This is a genomic window from Peribacillus sp. B-H-3 (assembly GCF_048572925.1).
Taxonomy (GTDB): Bacteria; Bacillota; Bacilli; order Bacillales; family DSM-1321; genus Peribacillus.
The window spans coordinates 2,542,930-2,563,650 of record NZ_CP183879.1; the positions used below are offsets into that span (position 1 = coordinate 2,542,930).

At 34.9% G+C, this 20,721-nt stretch carries 15 protein-coding genes and 1 pseudogene; 12 read left to right on the forward strand and 4 right to left on the reverse strand.

Features of this window, described 5'->3' with window-relative positions:
• Positions 1-264 precede the first annotated feature (264 nt).
• The 4 genes from ACN6MY_RS12660 to ACN6MY_RS12675 all read left to right on the forward strand — a co-directional run bounded on the left by ACN6MY_RS12660 (position 265) and on the right by ACN6MY_RS12675 (position 7,781).
• Positions 265-1,491: an MBL fold metallo-hydrolase gene (locus ACN6MY_RS12660; RefSeq protein WP_419880518.1), complete on the forward strand. Its 1,227-nt coding sequence runs from the start codon at positions 265-267 to the stop codon at positions 1,489-1,491.
• Between the two features lie 11 nt (positions 1,492-1,502).
• The gene (locus ACN6MY_RS12665) at positions 1,503-4,655 is read left to right on the forward strand and encodes an NACHT domain-containing protein (protein ID WP_419880519.1); all 3,153 of its coding nucleotides are present in this window, start codon (positions 1,503-1,505) and stop codon (positions 4,653-4,655) included.
• A 585-nt stretch (positions 4,656-5,240) separates the two neighbouring features.
• Complete coding sequence (locus ACN6MY_RS12670; protein ID WP_419880520.1) at positions 5,241-7,505, forward strand: ATP-binding protein; 2,265 nt, start codon at positions 5,241-5,243, stop codon at positions 7,503-7,505.
• 102 nt (positions 7,506-7,607) lie between these two features.
• A complete protein-coding gene (locus ACN6MY_RS12675; RefSeq protein WP_419880521.1) occupies positions 7,608-7,781 on the forward strand; it encodes a DUF771 domain-containing protein in 174 nt (57 codons plus the stop codon).
• 640 nt (positions 7,782-8,421) lie between these two features.
• On the opposite strand, the gene istB is transcribed toward ACN6MY_RS12675, so the two are convergent.
• Entirely contained in the window at positions 8,422-9,183 is a 762-nt protein-coding gene (istB, locus tag ACN6MY_RS12680) for an IS21-like element helper ATPase IstB (RefSeq protein ID WP_419880522.1), read from the reverse strand.
• Positions 9,180-10,436, reverse strand: coding sequence for an IS21 family transposase (istA, locus tag ACN6MY_RS12685; protein ID WP_419884159.1), 1,257 nt, complete (start codon positions 10,434-10,436; stop codon positions 9,180-9,182). Before istA ends, istB begins: the two co-directional genes overlap by 4 nt.
• 180 nt (positions 10,437-10,616) lie before the next feature.
• Between istA and ACN6MY_RS12690 the strand changes: the two genes are divergently transcribed.
• Positions 10,617-11,165: a GNAT family N-acetyltransferase gene (locus ACN6MY_RS12690; protein ID WP_419880523.1), complete on the forward strand. Its 549-nt coding sequence runs from the start codon at positions 10,617-10,619 to the stop codon at positions 11,163-11,165.
• 101 nt (positions 11,166-11,266) lie between these two features.
• Here the strand turns inward: ACN6MY_RS12690 and ACN6MY_RS12695 are convergent, their stop codons facing one another.
• A complete protein-coding gene (locus ACN6MY_RS12695; protein WP_419880524.1) occupies positions 11,267-11,968 on the reverse strand; it encodes an SEC-C metal-binding domain-containing protein in 702 nt (233 codons plus the stop codon).
• A gap of 722 nt (positions 11,969-12,690) precedes the next feature.
• Between ACN6MY_RS12695 and ACN6MY_RS12700 the strand changes: the two genes are divergently transcribed.
• The 7 genes and pseudogenes from ACN6MY_RS12700 to ACN6MY_RS12730 form a co-directional block, all read left to right on the forward strand.
• The gene (locus ACN6MY_RS12700; RefSeq protein WP_419880525.1) at positions 12,691-13,200 is read left to right on the forward strand and encodes an N-acetyltransferase family protein; all 510 of its coding nucleotides are present in this window, start codon (positions 12,691-12,693) and stop codon (positions 13,198-13,200) included.
• 242 nt (positions 13,201-13,442) lie between these two features.
• Positions 13,443-13,874: a GNAT family N-acetyltransferase gene (locus ACN6MY_RS12705; RefSeq protein ID WP_419880526.1), complete on the forward strand. Its 432-nt coding sequence runs from the start codon at positions 13,443-13,445 to the stop codon at positions 13,872-13,874.
• 185 nt (positions 13,875-14,059) lie between these two features.
• Positions 14,060-14,500 (forward strand): GNAT family N-acetyltransferase, encoded by a 441-nt coding sequence (locus ACN6MY_RS12710; protein ID WP_419880527.1) that lies wholly within the window; start codon positions 14,060-14,062, stop codon positions 14,498-14,500.
• Positions 14,501-14,635: 135 nt separating this feature from the next.
• Positions 14,636-15,487, forward strand: a complete 852-nt coding sequence (locus tag ACN6MY_RS12715; protein ID WP_419880528.1) for an alpha/beta fold hydrolase — start codon at positions 14,636-14,638, stop codon at positions 15,485-15,487.
• Positions 15,488-16,051: 564 nt separating this feature from the next.
• Positions 16,052-17,347, forward strand: coding sequence for an IS110 family transposase (locus ACN6MY_RS12720; protein ID WP_419880529.1), 1,296 nt, complete (start codon positions 16,052-16,054; stop codon positions 17,345-17,347).
• Positions 17,348-17,828: 481 nt separating this feature from the next.
• Complete coding sequence (locus ACN6MY_RS12725; protein WP_419880530.1) at positions 17,829-19,226, forward strand: right-handed parallel beta-helix repeat-containing protein; 1,398 nt, start codon at positions 17,829-17,831, stop codon at positions 19,224-19,226.
• A 39-nt stretch (positions 19,227-19,265) separates the two neighbouring features.
• A pseudogene (locus ACN6MY_RS12730) lies at positions 19,266-19,484 on the forward strand (GNAT family N-acetyltransferase); the annotation flags it as partial.
• A 752-nt stretch (positions 19,485-20,236) separates the two neighbouring features.
• On the opposite strand, the gene ACN6MY_RS12735 reads toward ACN6MY_RS12730, so the two are convergent.
• A complete protein-coding gene (locus ACN6MY_RS12735; protein ID WP_419880531.1) occupies positions 20,237-20,632 on the reverse strand; it encodes a hypothetical protein in 396 nt (131 codons plus the stop codon).
• Positions 20,633-20,721: the final 89 nt, after the last annotated feature.

The window sequence follows — 20,721 nt, forward strand, 5'->3', positions numbered from 1 at the left end:
GGGGGATGGGCGTTAGAATGCAATTTTATTGGAGGACATAGTTGGCAGATAGGGGGAAGGGGGAATTCTCATTCCTTTCTATGTTTTAAATGTATTGGTTTCAAGAAAAGCAAGTTTTCATACTCAGCCTCAAGCATTCGCAATACCATATCTTGTTACTGAATTTACTTTTCATTTTATATCAATATGTTAAAGAAGAATAATTATTGAATTGTGATAAAATGGAGAAAATAGGTAAAAAGGCATTAGGTTCAGGGGGATTAAATGTCAAATTCAAAAATTACTGTAAAAATGTTTCCTGCAAATAACGGGGATTGTTTTTTAGTATCACTAGGTTTAGAAAATAGAAAACATATTTTAATAGATTGTGGATATACAGAAACTTATAGAGACTTTTTAAAAAAAGAACTACTTAATATTGCAAACAATGGTGAAGCAATAGATTTAATGGTGATAACGCATATTGACCAGGATCATATTCTAGGTGCATTAGCATTTTTAGAAGAAAATAATAACGATCCTTTTATAGAGATTAAGGAAATATGGCATAACAGTTACAGGCACTTACAATTTGAGAAAGAAAAGGTTGAGAAAATAACCGAGCAAGAGTTAACAATCTTGAATAGAGAAGTAGAATTGGGGAGTTCATTTTTGCGACATCGAATAGGGCAAGCTGGAATCCGTCATGAGGACATTAGTGCAAAGCAGGGCTCTATGTTAGCTGCTTTAATATTGGAAGGTGGATACCTCTGGAATGAATCTTTTGGTGGTAAGGCAGTGAACTACGAAAACAAGAATCCTGTTGTAAAGGACCAATACTCTCTTACCTTATTATCACCTAATACAGATAAACTAAAAAGATTATCTCGGACATGGTTAAGAGAGCTAAAGAAACAAAAAATGAACTTTTCGCTGAGTAATGAGCAAATATTCGATGATGCTTATGAATTCTATTTGATAAGACAAGAGGAACAAAAAGTTTTAGAAAGTAATATCTCATCAAGTGCTAGTATCTATGATGAAATAAATATAGAAAATATTGTTTTGCAAAATTTAAAAGAAGAAATTGATAATTCTGTAGTAAACGGTTCCTCAATTTCGTTTATTATTGAATACAAGAACAAAAGGCTGCTCTTTTTAGCAGATGCTCATCCTGACATTATTGATGATAACATTGCTAGATTAGAGGGGAAGCACTTTGACTTGGTTAAATTGTCACATCATGGAAGTAAAAGAAACATAACAAGAGCTCTTATAGAGAGTTTAAACTCTGAGTTATTCTTAATTTCAACTAATGGCGATAAACACGGACATCCTGATTTTGATTCACTCGCAAGGATTATTTATTATCAAAGACATAGACCAAAGGCATTTGTATTTAATTATCAAACAAGCACTTCAAGGTTATTAAATAATGCTAGATGGAAAGAAAAATATAACTACGAGGTTCAAATCTCTAAAGGTAAAGCAGTGTCAATAGTTGAATTGTGAGGAGGGTAATTATGAAGACTGAATTGAAACATGCCGTTCCCAAATTAGTATGTGGTAAGGAGACGGCTACCGCATTCATGATTTCAGAGGAAATTGCAATAACTGCAACACATGCTCTTATTGACTTTTTCGAGGAAAAAATGCCTATTAAGTTATTCTTTAATGTAAATAACCAGGTTGAGGAAATTGATGTAGAACCAATTATTCCTGATGAAGACTGTATAAATCAACAAATTATTGCATTAAGGTTAAATAAAGTGATAGAAGGTGTTACCCCAATAAAGTGTATTGATTTTAAGTTCAATACCTCTTTGATGTGTGAAACATTTGGATACCCCCCTGCAAGAAGAGAGGGAGGAACTTTTATTGATTTACAAGTCAAAAATGAAGTATATGCAGATAATTACCGTGTATTAAAATCGGAATGGAATGTCGATTTAAGTAAGAATGATGATATTAGAGATTATAGTGGAGTATCTGGTGCACCGTTAGTATTAAATAGTCATGCCGTTGCTGTCCTATTAAAACAAGTTGAGGAGGGTGGACAAGCAAGTAGACTATCTGCAGTAAGTTTGTATTTATATAAGGAATACTTTAAGGCTATTGGGATAGACATTACTGAAAGAAGAAATGAACCGTATTATGAAGCATATTTAACTATGTTACAAGGGCAATTAGACCAACAGCTCGAAAATACGATTTTGAGAAAATTGGATAGGCAATCAAATAATGCAGTTGGTCTGGGATTTACTTTTAGATTTACTGAAGATAACCTACGAAGTGAAAAGCTAGAGTCATATATTGAATTACTAAATAAAGAAGAATCCGCTGTTATACTATCTGAACCAGGTGGGGGTAAAACATATCTATTATCAATGCTGGCGAAAGATATGATTGAAAATCCATTAATTGAAAAAAATAAAATACCCATTATTTTAAAGGCGAAAAATTGGTCAAGATCATTTTCTAATTTAGTTGAGGGAATACTAAAAGAGTTGAGGTATGCAATACCATCTATTGACGAAAAACAAGTAGAACAAGATTTAATTGCTGGTAATTTTTTAATTCTTGTTGATGGTCTTGATGAAGTAACATCATCAGCAGATTTACTAATTGATGAGCTAATTAAGGTGTCTAAAATTAAGGACGCACATATTTTAGTGACCTGTAGAAAGGAAAACTATTATAAGCAATTGTATACGCATTTCTCTGAATATACTATTGATAAATTAGATGATGAAATGATAAGGGAATACATTGAAAGGGAACTCAATTTACCTGGATGGCAAACTTTGCATAGTGTTGATGGTAATCTAAGAAGTCTTATAAAAAATCCATTATTTCTATTTATGACTGTTTCTGTTTTAAAAATAACTGGTGGCACATCGCTTCCGAAAAACAAAGCGGAACTATATGCTAGTTATATAAGTTACCTTATGGCGGAGAGAAATTATCAAAAGGGCTTAGTAACTCCTTTTCAAATAGATGTATCGACTAAGGAATTAATATTATCTGAGTATGCTAAGCGAACTTTTAGAGATTTCCCTACTAGAGTAGAGTTTTCAGAATCTGTTTGTACGTTTTTGCAAAGAGATAAAGTTGAAATAGTTAAAAAAGAATTAATGGACACTGGCTTATTAATTGAAGATAATGGGGGTTTGACTTTCTTTCACCCATCTTTCCATGAATACTTTTTATCTTTAAACATATCACAAGTATCAGATGATGAATTGATAGGGTTTACAATGGAATATGACAAAAATGACACTTACTATGAAGTGTTCATTTACTTAGCAGGATTGCTAAAAAGAGACAATAGGCAGAAGATATTTCTCGATTATTTAGAGAAGAATAATTTGTATCTATACAGAAGATGTCTAGAGGCGAGGTTTGATTTTACTAATCAGCTAAAAGAAATTTGGTCTATGGAATATACACTTAACTATTTTGAACAAGTTAGAAAAAGTTATTTAGAAATAATAGATAGTCACTTTAAATCTATTAAAAAATATTTCTATCCGTGGTATTCATTAAAAGAGGACGAAATTTCTATTCCTTTGAAGTTAATAATCGAGGGAAGTATGGATTTCAGTACACCAGCAATTGACTTTAGGTTTTTACTTGCTCCAGAGGCTAATAAGGAAGTACTAGAAGTAATATTAAGAGATTACGAGGGTGGGCCACGGATATACACGAAAGATAATCAAGGGAACGACGACAGTATACCGATAAAGACTTTTAGGGGAGGCAATCATTGGTTCCTAAATTTACAAGCTACAGATATGGGAATTGATTCTGCAAGAGAAGTTGCACTTTATTCAATAAAAGAACAGTTGGCTGAAATATTGGATAAGAAGAGACTTTTTGATATTGAACCACCGGAAATGGCAGTTGTGCAAATAGAAGCGAATTTAAGAAAGTTACCTCTCGAGCGTTTTTCTTTTTTGGGTGACGATAATACTAGAAAGCCTTCTTTGTATAAACATTCAGCAGATAATTTAATTAGTTTATTTATGAAAAAGGATATTATTGGGTATGCAAATTCTTTAAATAAATACGGTTATTTTAATTCAGAGGATGTTATACGAATGTTATTGACCGTTTTTAGAGTAAAAGAATTAAAAATAAATCCAAAAGAATATTTGTTACCGAAATCTGATATTGGATGGGAACAATTAAAAAAGAACACTGTGAAAACATGGGAACTATGGAGTGATCAGCAGCTAGGTAAACGAATTGCTTGTTACTATGAGCATTATCAGCACTCTTATAGATATTTAGTAGAAAATTACTTTACATCTTTAAAGGGATTTCTCCCTTTCTATACAATGGGGCCAATAAAATTTAATATTAACTTTTACAGGCAGGACGATTTTGGCGGTGGTGTTGAAATAACTTGGGAACCAGTTATTGATATAAGAAAGAGTAAACCTTCAGTGGTCAAAATACCATATAGAAATAACCAGTATGATCCCAATAAGGCTGAGGAAGATTATAAGAAAACTGATCAAGCATTATCAAGATTAGGGAGAAAGAATCTTCCGTTTTTTAGTAGTAGTAATTCGGCTTTACATATGTTCATTAGCGATGATGATGAGTTAAGGAAAAAGGTCTATGAACGCTTGAAAGAAGACTTGGGTTATGTTTTAGGAAAATTGAAATAGGGTGAGATTTATCGATTCTTTTCAAACGGAAGATATTTTTTCTTCGTTATTCTTTTTCTTTTCTCTGCTATATCTCACTGTCACTTTCATCTTCCCGAAGCTAAAAAGTCGGTACCTTCTGCTAAATAGTTGGTATATTAGAGGGAAGAGCGTGGAAAACAAGACGGGCAGAAAATTATTTAATAAAATCGTAAAATCAATACGAATCCAGGCTGGATCTAATATGGGTCCAGTCTTTTTCTTTTGCTCAATATCTGTTCAATTCCTTGTCCAATAAGGGTTTCAGAAGTCTCCCCATTCCATAAATCCGTAGGATTTCAAATCTCTATTCAGTATGTTTCCTAATTGTAATGCCATCCCCAATTCTAGTCTTTTCTCCAATATTGATTTTATGGAAGTTTAGATAAGGAGTATCCCTGTAAATTTGGGGATGCTTTTTTGTTTGTAACTAAAATGTCTAAAAAGGAAATAAACTGTTGGGATTTTTAGTGTTATAGTTACACTTGTAAAACTTTTCCTGTAAAATAGAAATTGACATTAGGCAAAAATATTAGAAATAAAAAAAGGTTAGGAGGGGGTAATAGAATGATAGAAAAGATTAGGGTTAAGGAAGTCGCATCTTATGATGCTACAGGAATTGAGGTGAATTTGGGTAAGATCAATTACATTTATGGAAGTAATGGTACAGGAAAGACTGCTATTTCTGAACTGTTAAGAAATGGAGAAGAAGAAAAGTTTTCTTCTTGCAGTATTGAATGGAAACCAGGCGTTTCTGACTTTGACATGTTTGTTTATAATAGGCATTTTGTAGAGGAGAATTTCAATGCAAGTAATGATATAAAGGGTATATTCACTTTAGGCAAAGAATCTACTGAGATTTTAGCTTTAATTGGTCAAAAAAAGCAGGATGCTGAAAAACATCAAGAGCGGATAGGCAAATTAGAAAAGAACATAGAGCAAAACGCAGGGAAAGTAGAATACTTACATGAAAAATTTATAAATGAGTGCTGGGATTTAAAGCAGAAATATGATGAAGTTTTCGAAGATGCCTTTACTGGTGTACGTAATAATAAAAAGAGATTTATGGAAAGATGTTTGGATGAAGCAACGAATAACAACAATGACATACATACGTACGATGAGTTAATTAAGAGAGTGGAATCCGTCTTTAAAAATTCCCGTGAAAAGGTTGGGGCAATTCCGGAGATATACTACGAAAGTTCAGTAGAGCAACAATCGATATTTCAAACAAGAATTATAGGTAAAAAAGATATTGATATTGCTGGATTAATTTCTGAGCTAAATATCAGTGACTGGGTACAACAAGGGCATAAACATATAGAGGACAAAGACAGTATATGTCCATTTTGCCAACAAGTACTACCTGTCGATTTTAAAAAAAAGTTGGATGAGTATTTTGATGAAACATACACCGAACAAATACAAATTCTCAACTCTGCCATAGAAAAATATAAAAAAGAAACAAGTAGCTTTTTTGAAAGGTACCAATTTCTTATTGCTGAAGACATACCTTTTATTAATAAAGAGAAAGTAGCTTCCCAATTTGAAATAATAAATTCAACCAATAAGGAAAATATTCAATTACTTGAAAAGAAGGGCAATGAACCAAGTAGAAGTGTTGAGTTAAGTTCAATAATAAGTTGTGTTGAGGAAATAAAATCAGAGGTTGAACAGGCGAATATTCAAATATCAGAATTAAATAGGGTAATTGATAATATCAAAATAGAAAAAACAATGTTAGTAAAAGATGTTTGGCAATTTATCGTGGAAGAAAATAAAAGTAATAATGATTATTACATAAGTAATTTAAGAAAAGAGAATAGAGCTATTGATGGAATGAAAAAGGGTATTGTCCAACAAGGGAGATACAAAAAGGAACTAGAAGAAGAGGCTATTGAGCTTCAGAATCAACTTACAAGTGTTTTACCTTCTATTAATGAAATAAATTTGCTTCTTAAATCATTTGGATTCACAAATTTTCAGTTGGCCGAGTCTGATGAAAAAGGTAATTATAAAATTGCAAGAGAAAATGGTGAAGATGCAAATGAGACGTTAAGTGAAGGAGAGAAAACCTTTATTACATTCTTGTATTTCTACCAACTCATTAATGGTAGCAATGAACAAGATAAAGTTAATACCTCAAGAATCATTGCGATTGATGACCCAATATCTAGTCTTGACAGCAACATATTATTTATGGTGAGCAACCTAATCAATAATCTAAAGAAAAAAGTACGGAATAACGATTCGAACTTTAAACAACTGATAATCTTGACACACAATGTTTATTTTCATAAGGAAATTTCATTTAATAAAGGTAAAGGTAGTCAAAAGTTAAATGATGAGACCTTTTGGATTATAAGGAAGACCTATAACAAATCACACATAAGTGAGTATGGAGAAAATCCAATCAAAAATTCATATGAATTACTTTGGAAAGAATTGAGAGAAAATCCGAACTCAATTACTACTCCAAACATAATGAGAAGAATATTGGAAAACTACTACAAATTCTTTGGCAATATTGATGTCAATGAAATTATTGAAGAGTTTCCTGATGAAGAAAAGGTAGTATGTAATTCTTTACTATCATGGACCAACGATGGATCACATCATGTTAACGACGACTTGTATGTGGATAGCAATCAAGAATTAAATAAGACTTACTTAGATGTGTTTGGGAAGATATTTAAGAATTCAAACCATGAATCACACTTTAATATGATGATGGGTAGTTTATTTAGTGAGAGTAATGAGCATTCTGAAGTAGATGAAGATAATATGGAAATTCAAATAGCTATGAGCCAAGCTGCGGCTGGAAGGGATTAGCTGTTGTTTAAGTTTAATTTCTTAGAAAAACTTTAATTATTAGGTGGCTAAAATCTTGCAAAAACTAAAAGCAGATTAGTAATAACTGTTCCAGAGGAAATAGTGCTGATTAAAAGAGTCGAATATGAAGAATTAAAACAAAGTGAATTGTCAGGTGTATATGGGAGTATGAAGGATTTTGAAAAGCGTATTAATAAATTTGCTGCATTGTCAGAAAAAGAGACTAATCTCGCAATACCATTTCCTGATAAAGCACATAAAATTTTAATAGTTTAGTATGGAAAATCCCTAAAAGGACTAATAAGTTTTTATGGTGATTCCTTTGAAACTGCAATTCATTTGTGTGATGATTTCGAAGATATATTTCAACTAGAATGTTTTATCTGTGATTGGCAAAATAGACAAGAGTTTCGGTTGAATGAGTAATAGTAAATTAAATACAAATTCAGACTGGGGCCAAATAAAGGACCAGTCTTTTGCTTTCTATTCAGTTGGGTTTTCTACTCCATTAACTTGGAGAGTGTTTATGTTTATATTAATTTCTATCCAAGTTTGACTCCCCTGGATGTTTACAATTTTGAGTTTAATCCCACGTTCCTTTGCAAACTTAACGATTTCTGGATTTTCAGTTACACAACGATACAGGAATTCTACCTTTTCCGATCACTTAATTTAATAAATTCTAACTCATTTTGATTTTCCCCCTTTATTTTTGAATTACCTTTTATTATAGAAAATACACCTCCATTTATAACTGTATGTAAGTCTTAAAGCAGGCAATTATTCTAATAGAAGCGGAGGTTTGGTGTACTTATTGTTAGAAAGGGAGAACAAAGAGTTGTATTTTTATGGTAAGTGTCAACGTCGGTTTATTTTTCCCCATTGTCATCGGAATAAAAGTCCCCATTTATATCGGTTACTCAGTTACTTTGGCTGGGAACATTCCAGCCTTTTTCTTTTCTTTGAGGCGATAGGACTCTCCTTTGATATTAAAAGTGACAGAGTGATGAAGGAGTCGATCTAGAATCGCTGTAGCTAAAACATCATCCCCAAATACTTTTCCCCATTCAATAAATGATTTATTAGATGTTAAGATCATTGCCCCATTTTCATATCGTTTGGACACCACCTGAAAAAAGATATTGGCTGTTAGTTCATCAAATGGAAAATATCCTACCTCATCGATGAGGAGTAAATTGGGGCGGCTCCATTTGTTAACTAAGCGATGGAGAGTTCCTTTTGATTCTGCCTTTCGGCATTCTGATACCAATTCATCAGCCGTTAAAAATAACGCAGTGTATCCTTGTGTAATAGCTTCTACGGCAAAGGATATCGCTAAATGGGTTTTTCCTACACCTGGTGGACCTAATAGAATCCTATTTTCCCCGTTTGCGATGTACCTACAAGTCAAGGTTTCCTTCACACGCTGTTCACTTACACTAGGCTGAAACGTATACTCAAAATCATGGATGTTCTTCATGTAAGGAAGCTTGGCGCTCTTCATCCTCTTGGACAAGAGATTCCCCTGTCTAGCTTCAGTTTCTCTCAAAACAAGAGTGTGCAAAAAATCAAAATATGATACATTATTTCTAGAAGCGTTCTCTAAAAGATCATCTAATTGGTTGGCTATTTCCTGCCAACCAAGATTCTCTAGCTGCTCTTCGAGTTGGTTTTTCATATTGAATCACCTTCTTCCAGAGCAGCATAAGAAGCTAGAGAACGTGTTTCAACAATAGGAGTAGGGACATTTCCAGAATCTTTGGCCGCCAAACCAGTGGGATTCTGATGTTCCTGCTCTTTTCCTGTTTTGTGTAATCCTTCATAATGCTCTAGCTTCACATGAACACTCGTTTTACCCGTTAAAATAGGGTGTTGAGCCACGCACTCCTTCTCATCATAGATTTCAATTTGATGATCCAAGGTTACTTTAACCTTTACTTTGTGGCCCGCATACCGGAAAGGGACAGAATACTTTTTGCCTAAATAAGAGATGAAACAATCCCGGCTTACTTCACGTATCTCCCAATGACTAGTCGGGAAGAGGGGTTTTGTTCCCCAAGTCTGAAGAAACCTTTGTTCGTGTTGTAGGCGTTGAACCGGTGGTTCATTAGTTGTTTGATTCTTCTTTTGATTCGCTGTTTGATCAAGCCATATACGGATATCATGATTTAAGGCGTATATTGTAGGTTCATGTTTTCTTTGGAAGAAATTATTCTTTACATATAGAACCGTTCTTTCCACTTTCCCCTTGGTTTGTGGACGATGAGGTTTACATGCTTTTGGGATGATTCCATAATAGGCTAGAAAATCTTCAAACGTTCTATTAAATCGAATCTCTACTGGACTATGCTTCGTGACGACTGTTTTCATATTGTCATAGAGAATCTGTTCCGGTAGACCGTTAAAGTATGCAAAGGCATTCATGTGACATTTCATCAGTGTTTCTAATTTCATATCTGTTGTAAACTCCACATATTTCATTCTGGAATAACTTAAAACCATGATGAATGCATAAACTTTTTGAAGCTTACCATCTACTTCATACATACCTACATCCGCCCAATCCATCTGAGCTTGTTTTCCTGGTGCTGTTTCAAATCGTACAGTGGCTTGTTTTTTCGGTTGAACCCGATAGGGTTTTATAAACTCTCGGAGGATAGTTGTTTTCCCCTCGTATCCCATGGCTTGAATTTCCTCAAATAGAACCATGCAATTTGTCGTTCCTTCTTGAATCCTTTGAAGAAGATAAGGCTTAAATGTTTCTAATTTACTCTCCCTAACCTTACGCTTAGATGATTGAGGTAATTGATCTTGATTTATGTATTTACTTACTGTTTTACGATCAAACCCTGTCTCTTCAGCTATAGCTGTTTTTGTCCATCCTTTTTGATGTAATTCTCTTATCATAAAAAATTCCCCAGTCTTCAGCATCGTCTCAAACACTCCAACCCTCTTAAGTGATGAGACAATTATCTGTTATTATTGGGGAATTTTAAACCGCTGATATTGGGTATTTTAGCACCGTTGATGACAGTAAGTTTATAAGGTGCATAAGTAGCGATATTTTTGATAGGAGAAACCACAAGAAAAAGTAAGCAAAGGAGTAAATATATGTTCGATTTTCTATTTGATTTGGATAGACATAGGAATAAAAGACAATATTCGAAAGATAAAATAAAGGATATAGATTTTGCGTTAGAAACGGAAATTAGGAGAATTGAAGGGGACCCTGAGAAATCTATTTTAAATGTTTTACATAACAGGGGTGAGCATATCATAGTTTATCGTACTACTTTTGACCAAGAAGAAGAATTTGGACCGTTTTTTATTGAACTTAAAGTAATTCATAAAAAAGGTATCGTTTTGAACCGAATCCGATTGAGTGCTACTTACAATAGCGGTGATACAATAGAGATTGGTGATATAGAGGTCTTTGGAGAAAATGAAGGAAGGGGTTACGGATCAATTTTACTCCATTCATTAGTCAATTTTGCTATAGAGCATTCTGTTAATACAATTTCAGGTTGGATTTCCCATACAGACAAGGATCATTTTGATAAGCTAGATTATTTCTATAAAAAGCATGGATTTGATGTAATTTGGGGTAATTCTAGTAACATTGCAAATAAAGCCGCAGATATTTATTGGACTAATTATTGACTTTTTGTCTAAGAGGCTTCATTGCTAAATCTCTAAAGTGGCATAATTTATCAGGTTCCCACTTAATATTCCCCCAAAAAAATGAGGGAATATTATTTCAATTATGCTTTTTTATATGGTAAATCTGAATAATTTTCTTGTAGTTCCAGCATATTCACCGTTAAATCTAGCTTTTTTGCAATTTGAATGATTTCACCCCAAAAACCATCTTTATGGAGTGGCCATCCATTAAAATATTCACCTATTGTCATACGAGATAGCTGTTCATAAATTCTATCTATACGTTCTGTGGTTACACCAAATTGAATCGGTGAAGGATGATTCGTTTCAAGATTTACTCCTTTGAAAATAGGGGCGGATACTTTTAAATATTCATTTGGACTAAGATTAGAAGGATTTGAACGATATAGACCAACGTCAAAAATTTCTCCATCTATAGTTAACCAAGAGTGACAGAAAGGAAAGGAAACTGACTCAGCTTTCACGAATCCTAATTGTAATTTACAATCAATACCTTGCTCTTTCAATAGAATATAGAGAATACTAGAAACTCCATGACATGCACCACGCCACGCCTCTTTAACTGAGTGATCAAATACAGCTAAGAACGTATTTACAAGTTTCTCGTTGAAAGGATACGGAGTGCCTAACACTAAAGCACGTTCTTTCCATAAACTTTTTTCGTCTAAGTTCTTATTTATACAACATTTTTTATATTTCTTTCCACTTCCACAAGGACAAGCCTCATTACGACCAAACATGTGCTTCATACTTCCTTTCTTTATAAAACGAGAGTGTTCCATAGAAAAAAATAACCCCCCTACCAGCCAAAGTAGATTAAAGGTTACCTTTTTGCAATACATTCTGATGATTGACCAATTTCAATGATGAACCCAAAACTATGAGTCATTAAAAAGTTGAACTAACTGGTTAAATTATACAAGATTAAGAAATAAAAAAGAAGTCCCACTGTCACACTATTGTTAGGATTAGCCCCCAACTCTAACAGCCTCTTACCAAATGGAAATTTCCCAAAGTATACTGCCAAATAAAGAAAACAAGGTCCATTGATCTCACCATTCATGTCAAGAGTGTTAGAAATTCTTCTTTTTTAAATAGTTTGAAAGGATAGATAAATACCATGTTTTCCAACTAGTGGTTATCAAAGGTATATACAGAACAATCTTTCGAGAGAAAGTTGATTATGGTGCACTAAAGAACCTAACAAATGAAGTGAAATAGCACCTTGTTAATATGTTTCGTGATAATAAAGTTGTTTAAATCATTATTAAAGTCGTTTAAAAAATAATAAAGTCATTTAAAACTAAACGTCAGTTATGCTATTCAACAATCGGGCCAGATTGTTGAATAGCACTTTTAAAGAAAAATTGGTAAGAAGGAAGAGATCGTGAAGATTTTCACTTAAACTAACGGGGCAGCATTCCTGTAATAAGAAAAAATACACTTAACGAAACACATTTGTACTTTCGTTGATATACTTAAAAAAAGGGTAGGGGATGGTTGAGTGATAAGGTTAGCGAAAGAATTTGATGCGGAAGCAATTATTGGTATTAGAAAAGAAATTATTTTATCAAAAACTACATCCAAATTTTTTGTATCTTCTCCAAATGAGATACCGAGTAACGTTAATAAGGAAAGAGAAAAAATACGGAAAAGTTTTGAGAAAAGCAATCTTTATATAGTTTTTGAAGTAGAAGGGAATGTGGTCGGCTTTCTGGTCTTCAACCGTTACGAACACGAACGCTTAAAACACGCTGGGTCATTGGGAATGGGGATTAGAGAAGAGTATACCAATCAAGGTATTGGTACCAAACTAATTGAATTTCTTTTTAGTTGGGCTAAAAAACAGAAAAGTATAGAAAAGATTTGCTTAGAAGTAGTTTCAGTCAATGAAAGAGCCATTAAAGTATATAGGCGTTTAGGTTTTGTAGAAGAAGGCAGACAAAAAAATCAAATTAAATATGAAGATGGTTCATATGGGGATGACATATTAATGGCTTATTATCTTAATTAAAAATCAATCTACTTTATTATTTTGAATGCAATATTGTGAAGAATTGTACTTAAAGTAACGGGTGCGATAGTTGAACAAGGATGGCTGCTTTGGCAGCCTTTACTCTTTGTTTAAAAACTGGCTAGTTTAATTTAAGAAGGAATAATTTATGTATTGTAGAACTAATATTTAACTGGTGAAAAAAAGGAGAATTTTTGGTATGAGTGAATGGATAGTGGAACTAAAGTAAAGGAGATATAAAAGTGGAAATCAGAGATGCAACTTTAAATGATATTAATGAATTAACTTTTCTGATGGAACAACTTGGTTATCCTACTACAATTGAAAATATGGAAACACGTTTCAAAAATATAGAATTAAATCCAGATTATAAGACCTTATTAGCTACTTATGATGGAAAAGTAGTTGGGATGATTGGACTTTTAAAGGGATACTACTATGAAATGGACGGTTGTTATGTTCGCATAGTAGCCCTTGTTGTAAATTCAAGTTATCGTAGTAAGGGGATAGGAAAAAAACTGATTGCAGAAGCAGAGAATTGGTCAAGAAAAATTGGAGCTACTGGTATTGGACTAAACAGTGGAAACCGACCAGAGAGAGTTAACGCACATAAGTTTTACAAAAATAGAGGTTATGTAGAAAAAAGTATAGGGTTTGCAAAAGGGCTTATCTAAAGATTGTTGTTTCCGTTTGTGAAATATTGTACTTAAACTATAGGGTGCGTTAGTTTAATAAAGAATGGCTGCTTCGGCAGCCTTCTTTCTGTTGTTCCGCTAACGGAGCAGTTTAGTTGAAGAGTAAATTCTACAATAATAGATGGTATAATTTGAGAGAATTTTAAAATTGGAGGGATTGAATTATGACAAATTCTACATTAGAAACTATATTTGAGTTAACAAATACCAAGCAGTGGTTAGAAGCTTTTCCTATTATGAAACAATTACGAACTGATTTAACAGAGGAAACATACATAGAGTTACTTCAAGATATGAGTAAAGATGGATACAAGCTATACGCAATGTACGTTGAAGAAAAAATAGTTTCATTAGTTGGATTAAGTTGGAGAATTAACTTTTATAATAAGCGTCATATTTTTATTTATGATTTAGTAACTGATGTGTCTCAACGGTCATTTGGTTATGGAGAGAAATTGTTAAAGTACATACATGATTGGGCTAATGAAAATGGGGCAGAGTATGTAGCTTTAGAGTCAGGTTTACAAAGAAGTGATGCACACCGATTTTATGAAGATAAATTAGATTATGACAAATGGTGTTATTCCTTTAGGAAAACATTGTAATTCGGTTTTAAATTATTATTTTTACTCAACTAACGGGCAGGATAGTTGAAGAACAAAGAGGATTTTCTATACAAATTATAGAAACTATTCAAGTCATATTTTATTGAGTTCAAGGGGGAATAAGGGGGGATAATTATGTGGGAGAAAAATTTCGTACAGACATCTAGAGGAGAATTTGAATTCTTTACTCAAGGAAGTGGAGAAGCTCTTTGTATTACCCATTTGTATAGTGAGTTTAATGAATTAGGTAACTATTTTGCAGATTCCTTTGTAAAGCATTTTAAAGTGTATTTGATTAATTTAAAGGAAGCTGGTAACTCTGACAAAGTTTCTTATGACGACGAACTAAGTATGAGTGAAAGTGTCAAAGATTTAGAGGCAATTAGAGAATCACTAAATTATAAACAATGGAGATTTGCAGGACATTCAACTGGGGGAATGTTAGGATTAGTTTATGCTGTAATGTACCCGAATTCTCTTGAAAAGTTATTAATTGGAGGTGCAGCTTCTTCTAAGCGGTATATGGAACACGAAGGAAGTATGTATTGTCCTAAATGTCCTTTAAATAAACAATTAAAGGAGATTTTCTCAATATTAAAATCTTCAACTTCAACTAAAGAAGAGAGAAGAGAAGCTAGTAGTGAATGGACAAGTATGTCATTACATAGTCCTGAAAGATGGGATGAATACTTCTCAAAACCGAGTAGTGGGAAAGTTGTGCAAAAGAGATTAGACTACTATTCGTTTAAAGACCTACCCAATTTTGACATCCAAAGCAAGCTGACAAATGTAACAATCCCTACGATTGTTTTCTGCGGAAAATACGATGCACAATGCCCTTTGGTTTTTTCTGAAGAAATCCACGAAGGATTAAGAAACTCAAGATTGTATATTTTTAAAGAAAGTAATCACTCTCCATTTTTAGAGCAGAAAAATAAATTTGATGAAATGGTCTCTGATTTCAAGAGATTAACAATAAATTGTTGAACTGAACCCAAAGTTAATTGAATTAAGGGGAAAAGACGCCCTCGTTTTTTCACTTTAGTTTGTGAAGAAATGTACTTAAACTATAGGGTGCTTTAGCATAACAAAGAGTCGTAGCTGCGACTCTTTTTCTTGTTGCACTAACGGGCAGTTTAGTTGAAGAAGATGGAAATTAATAAACCGCTAATTTAACCAAATTTCCTCTTTAAATCAGCATAAATATATATGGTATTCCATATATAATGCACATCATCACAAAAACAAATATAAAAGTAATTAATGAGTGTGGTAACTTGTTATAGCGTTTAATAAGGATAATACCAACCAAGATTAATATTAAGACAAAAAATATTGGTGACATATAAAAATCCCCCAAAGAGTTTTATATAAATATTAACATAAATTGGGTTTTACCCCTTTAAATTATCAATGATTCTTCAACTAAAGGAGCAGCATTCCTGTAATAAGTGAAAATACGATTTGAAAGAAAAAAGACCTCTTGATAAGATAAATGTGTCCTGAGCTGGCCAGCTAAAAGGGACAAAATATCTACTCGGAGGTCTCACTATGAATTATAACCAAAATCATAAAATAGCTCAAATCACACCTAAAACCTTAGTAATAGGTATTGATATTGCCAAACATCATCATGTAGCTAGAGCGCAGGATTATCGTGGAATAGAGCTAGGTACTACTTGCTTTTTTGATAATACCCAAGAAGGATTTAAGACATTTATTGATTGGATTAATCAAATAAAAGAGTCATGCGAAATGGAGTCTGACATTACTGGGATGGAGCCTACAGGCCATTATTGGCTTAATTTAGCTCATATTCTAAAGGAGGAACAGATTAAGTTCGTAACGGTCAATCCTTTACACGTCAAGCACAGTAAGGAGCTAGACGATAACTCTCCAACTAAAAACGATGTAAAAGACTCAAAAGTCATTGCACAACTAGTCAAAGATGGTAGATACGCTGAACCAACCATACCACAAGGGGTTTTCGCGGAACTGCGTGTGGCTAAGAAATTACGCGATCTATTAAATGTGGACTTACAAATTGTGCAGGGACAGGTACACAACTGGCTTGATCGATATTTTCCAGAGTTCTTTACCGTTTTTAAAAGTTGGGAAGGGAAGGCAGCTCTTCATTTATTAAAACTCGATGCTTTACCTTACGAAATAGGTGAATATACAGATGAAGAATTACTGGATTATCTAAGGCAAGCAGTGAAACGTAGTATAGGGATTAAGAAGATTCAAGCTTTAAAAGAAGCCGCCAATCGCTCGATTGGCATTCGTCAGGGCGCCATGATGGCTAAAATGGAATTAAGAACGTTAATTCAAAAGTATGAACTCATTCAAGCCAAGTTCGAAGAGCTTGACCAAACTCTGGATACACTGCTTCAAGATATTCCAGGCGTTGATCAAATGTTAGAGATAACAGGAATTGGACGCGATACAGTGGCGGGTTTCTTCGCTGAAGTAGGCGATTTGAGTGAATACAATCATCCTCGTCAGATAACCAAACTGGCAGGACTCAGCTTAAAAGAAAATACATCTGGAAAGCATAAAGGGAGAACCAGGATTACGAAACGTGGTCGAAAGAAATTAAGGGCACTACTGTTTCGGGCATCTATGATTCTAGTAGCTAAGAATAAAGCCTTTAAAGCCCTGCATCATTATTACACAACAAGACCTGATAATCCGTTGAAAAAGATGCAGTCTTTAATTGCTTTGTGTAATAAGCTCATCCGTATACTCTTCTCTATTGGGAAGAAGCAGTTTGTGTTTAAAGAGGAGAAGATGTTGAAGGACATCCCCCATATGCATGCATTTATCCAAGAACCAATAGCAGCTTAATCACTATAAAACTAACTATTAACAAATAAATTTAAAAAGATGAACGGACAAAATCAGCATGGGATTAGTCGGCAACGAAACTAACGTAAGGACTTAGATCCTGTGGGGCAGCATGACCGACATCCACCTTATGGAAAGGTTGAACGAAGGAATGTAGGAGCTTAGACTCTGTGAGACTTGGGAGGGTAGACCCCCGTAAGAGATGTGGATATCCATTGGTGCGTACATAACTATTTATCCAACTTTTTGAAATTAACTGAAGGTTGGCTAGTTTCTTGCGCTCATTTTCTTCCTAAACTGCTTGATTGTGTTCTTTTCTCTCTAATCAAATCTGTAAAGTAAAACAAGTTAGATAGCAATATGGTGAAAAACTGCGTAATTAAGAGATAAGTGTTTGTTTATTGAGGGAGGTTAGTTGAAAAGAACCGAATGGTAAACATCTTCCCGTTTAAACCGACATAAACAACAAGGGGGGACGACTATGCACAGAAAATGGAAAGCCATGTTGTCATTTTTGATGGTATGTACGATTGGAATGGCCATTCACGCCATGGCAGCCAAGAAAACAGAACAAAGCGGACTGTATGTCTCTCCTGTTGGCGATGACAAAAATCCAGGAAGCAGGAACAAACCGCTTAAAACCATACAAAAAGCAGTCAATCTCGCAAAACCTGGTACCACGGTCTATGTACGACATGGGACTTATCGTGAACAGGTGGTCATCAAAAAATCCGGGCGTAAAGAAGCCCCTATTACGTTGAAATCGTATCCGAAGGAAAAGGCGACCATTGATGGAAGCCTCGTTCAGGTGTCGTGGGACCATCAGGGCTTGGTTTCGATCCATGACAAAAGCTATGTCACGGTCGAGGGATTTGAAATCAAGCAGTATAAAACCAAAAAGGAAGACCTGGTGCCCATCGGCATTTCCGTCAGCGGGAGCGGGAAAGGGGTCAAGATTTTACGGAACCATGTGCACCATATCGAAACGCAGCATAAAAACGGGAACGCCCATGGAATTGCGGTATATGGCACCAATGCACCGGACGCGATCGAGGATATTATCGTTTCAGGAAACAAACTGGAAGACATGAAGTTGGGTTGGAGTGAGTCGCTCGTGTTAAACGGGAATGTTTCGAACTTTAAGGTGACAGACAACCTCCTAAGGCGAAACGACAACATCGGAATTGATATCATCGGATTCGAAGGTGTATCCACTGAGGAGAAGTTCGACCAGGCGAGAAACGGAATCATCCGCAACAATACGATCTATCACATTTCCAGTTACGGAAACCCGGCCTACGGAAATCATTATTCTGCGGGCGGTATTTATGTCGATGGCGGAAAACAGATCACCATCGAAAACAATCGTGTCTATCAGAATGATATAGGCATAGAAGCGGCCAGTGAACATGGCGGAAAATCCACAAGCTCGGTCACGATAAGGAACAATGTCATTTATGAAAACAGAAGTGCAGGCATTGCAATTGGTGGCTATGATCACAAAAGAGGAAGCACCGTGAAAAATAGGATTACAGGGAACATCCTGTATAAAAACGATACCAAATTTCAAGACGGGGGCCAACTGCTTATACAATACCACACAAAGCAAAACAGGATTGAGAACAACATCATGGTGGCCGGGAAATCACAGCTTTTGATCAGCAGTCCTACCAATCAAATTAACAACAATAAGATCGACAACAATGTCTATTACTATGAAAAAGGCGATAAACAAACACGCTGGATCTGGCAATCGGACGAAATCACCGGCTTTGCAGCGTATCAACAGAAAAGCCTCCAGGATCATAAAAGCACGTTCCGGAAGCCCATCTTCGCGGATGAAAGGAAACGGGACTTCCGATTGGTCACCAAAAAGTAACCAGTAGTATAATGGGTACATACTACATCTCGATAGGAACATGGAAGATTTGTTTGGGTTTGTGATTTGGTCATGGACACTAATTTACGGTCAAAAGGATACGGTGAAAAATTACTTACATATGTTCATGAATGGGCAAAAGAAAATAAGTATGAAGTCCTATCCTCATGGTTACAACGTACAGATGCACACCGTTTTTATGAAGATAGGATGAATTATGACAAAGTGAGTTATGTGTTTAAAACATCTTTAAAATAAGTATGAGATTAAACTAAAGGGTGCTTGTGCGGCCGAGCCTAGGTCGTATCATATAGCGGGTGGGATTCCCGTCGAGAAAGAACTAGCCATTCACTCGTAGCGAGTCTTGGAGGGCTACTGGCAACATTAGCCTTTAAGCGTAGACAGTTAGATGGCGGGCCGAAAGCCATATGGTTGAAGGGATTGAGCTCCATAATGTTAGTAAATCGAGAGGGCTGATGCCTTAAGCACAGCAGAAAGCTACATTTTATCCGTCGTTAAAGGCAAGAAGGATAAAACCTCTCTGGAGTCAGAGACCTTGGCACGTCAGACATTGATATGATATGGCAACTCGGGAGACCCTACCGGTCTCTTCTTATAGAAGAGTATGGTGTACAAGTGATAATAAGCAAGGAAACCAAATGCCGTTGTAGGGGGTCGGATAGCAGCGTAGTACCAATGAAGTTGGGTAATGCGATGGAGGAAAGGCTGCTACCAAGTTATCACCCTTACTAGGGACACATTTACTACACACTGAGGTAGAAATTATAAATGTAAACTAAACTATTAAGGATAGCAAAAATTAAGCTTTTGTGAATGATGATTTGGAGGAGCCGTGTGCGTAAATAGCGCAAGCACGGTTCTGTGAGGGGGGAGGAACACAATCTACCGTAAGGTAGAGAGGTTCCCTTCTACTCGACTAGTTCATTAAGGGAGGTTGCTGAAGGTTATGAAACTATAAGGGCAGGTTAATTTAATAAGGAAAAACAAAACTACTCCCTTATGAGGTTGATTGTATCATTCGCTATTCCTTCACCTAATGCTTGTATATGTACATGGTCAAGAAGGGATGGTCGCTCAATTGTCCAGGTTATAGAAAATTGATTATCCTTATCATCTTCTTTAATGTCATAGCCGATGAGTTTTCTTTCTTTCCATGTTTGAGTGCCAGTCGGCATAATCCAAAACAAGACGGTTTCGGTATTTTCAGCTCTCACATTAAATTTTATCTTCTTTGCACCTTTTGGTATTTGGACCCAAATTCCATTCTTTGGGTAATCAGTGTCAAAGCTAATGATTTTAGGTGGGGCAGGAACAACTTTTTGGTTTTCAACAGAGTGAAATGAGGTTAAAAAACTTAAAACTACAAACGACTTTAATATCATCAATTGGACTCACCTCCCTAAATAAATAGTGTTTCCCTTTTAAGAATTTGCTATTTGCTCTCGGACGCTTTAATTGAATAACCAGCCAAAAG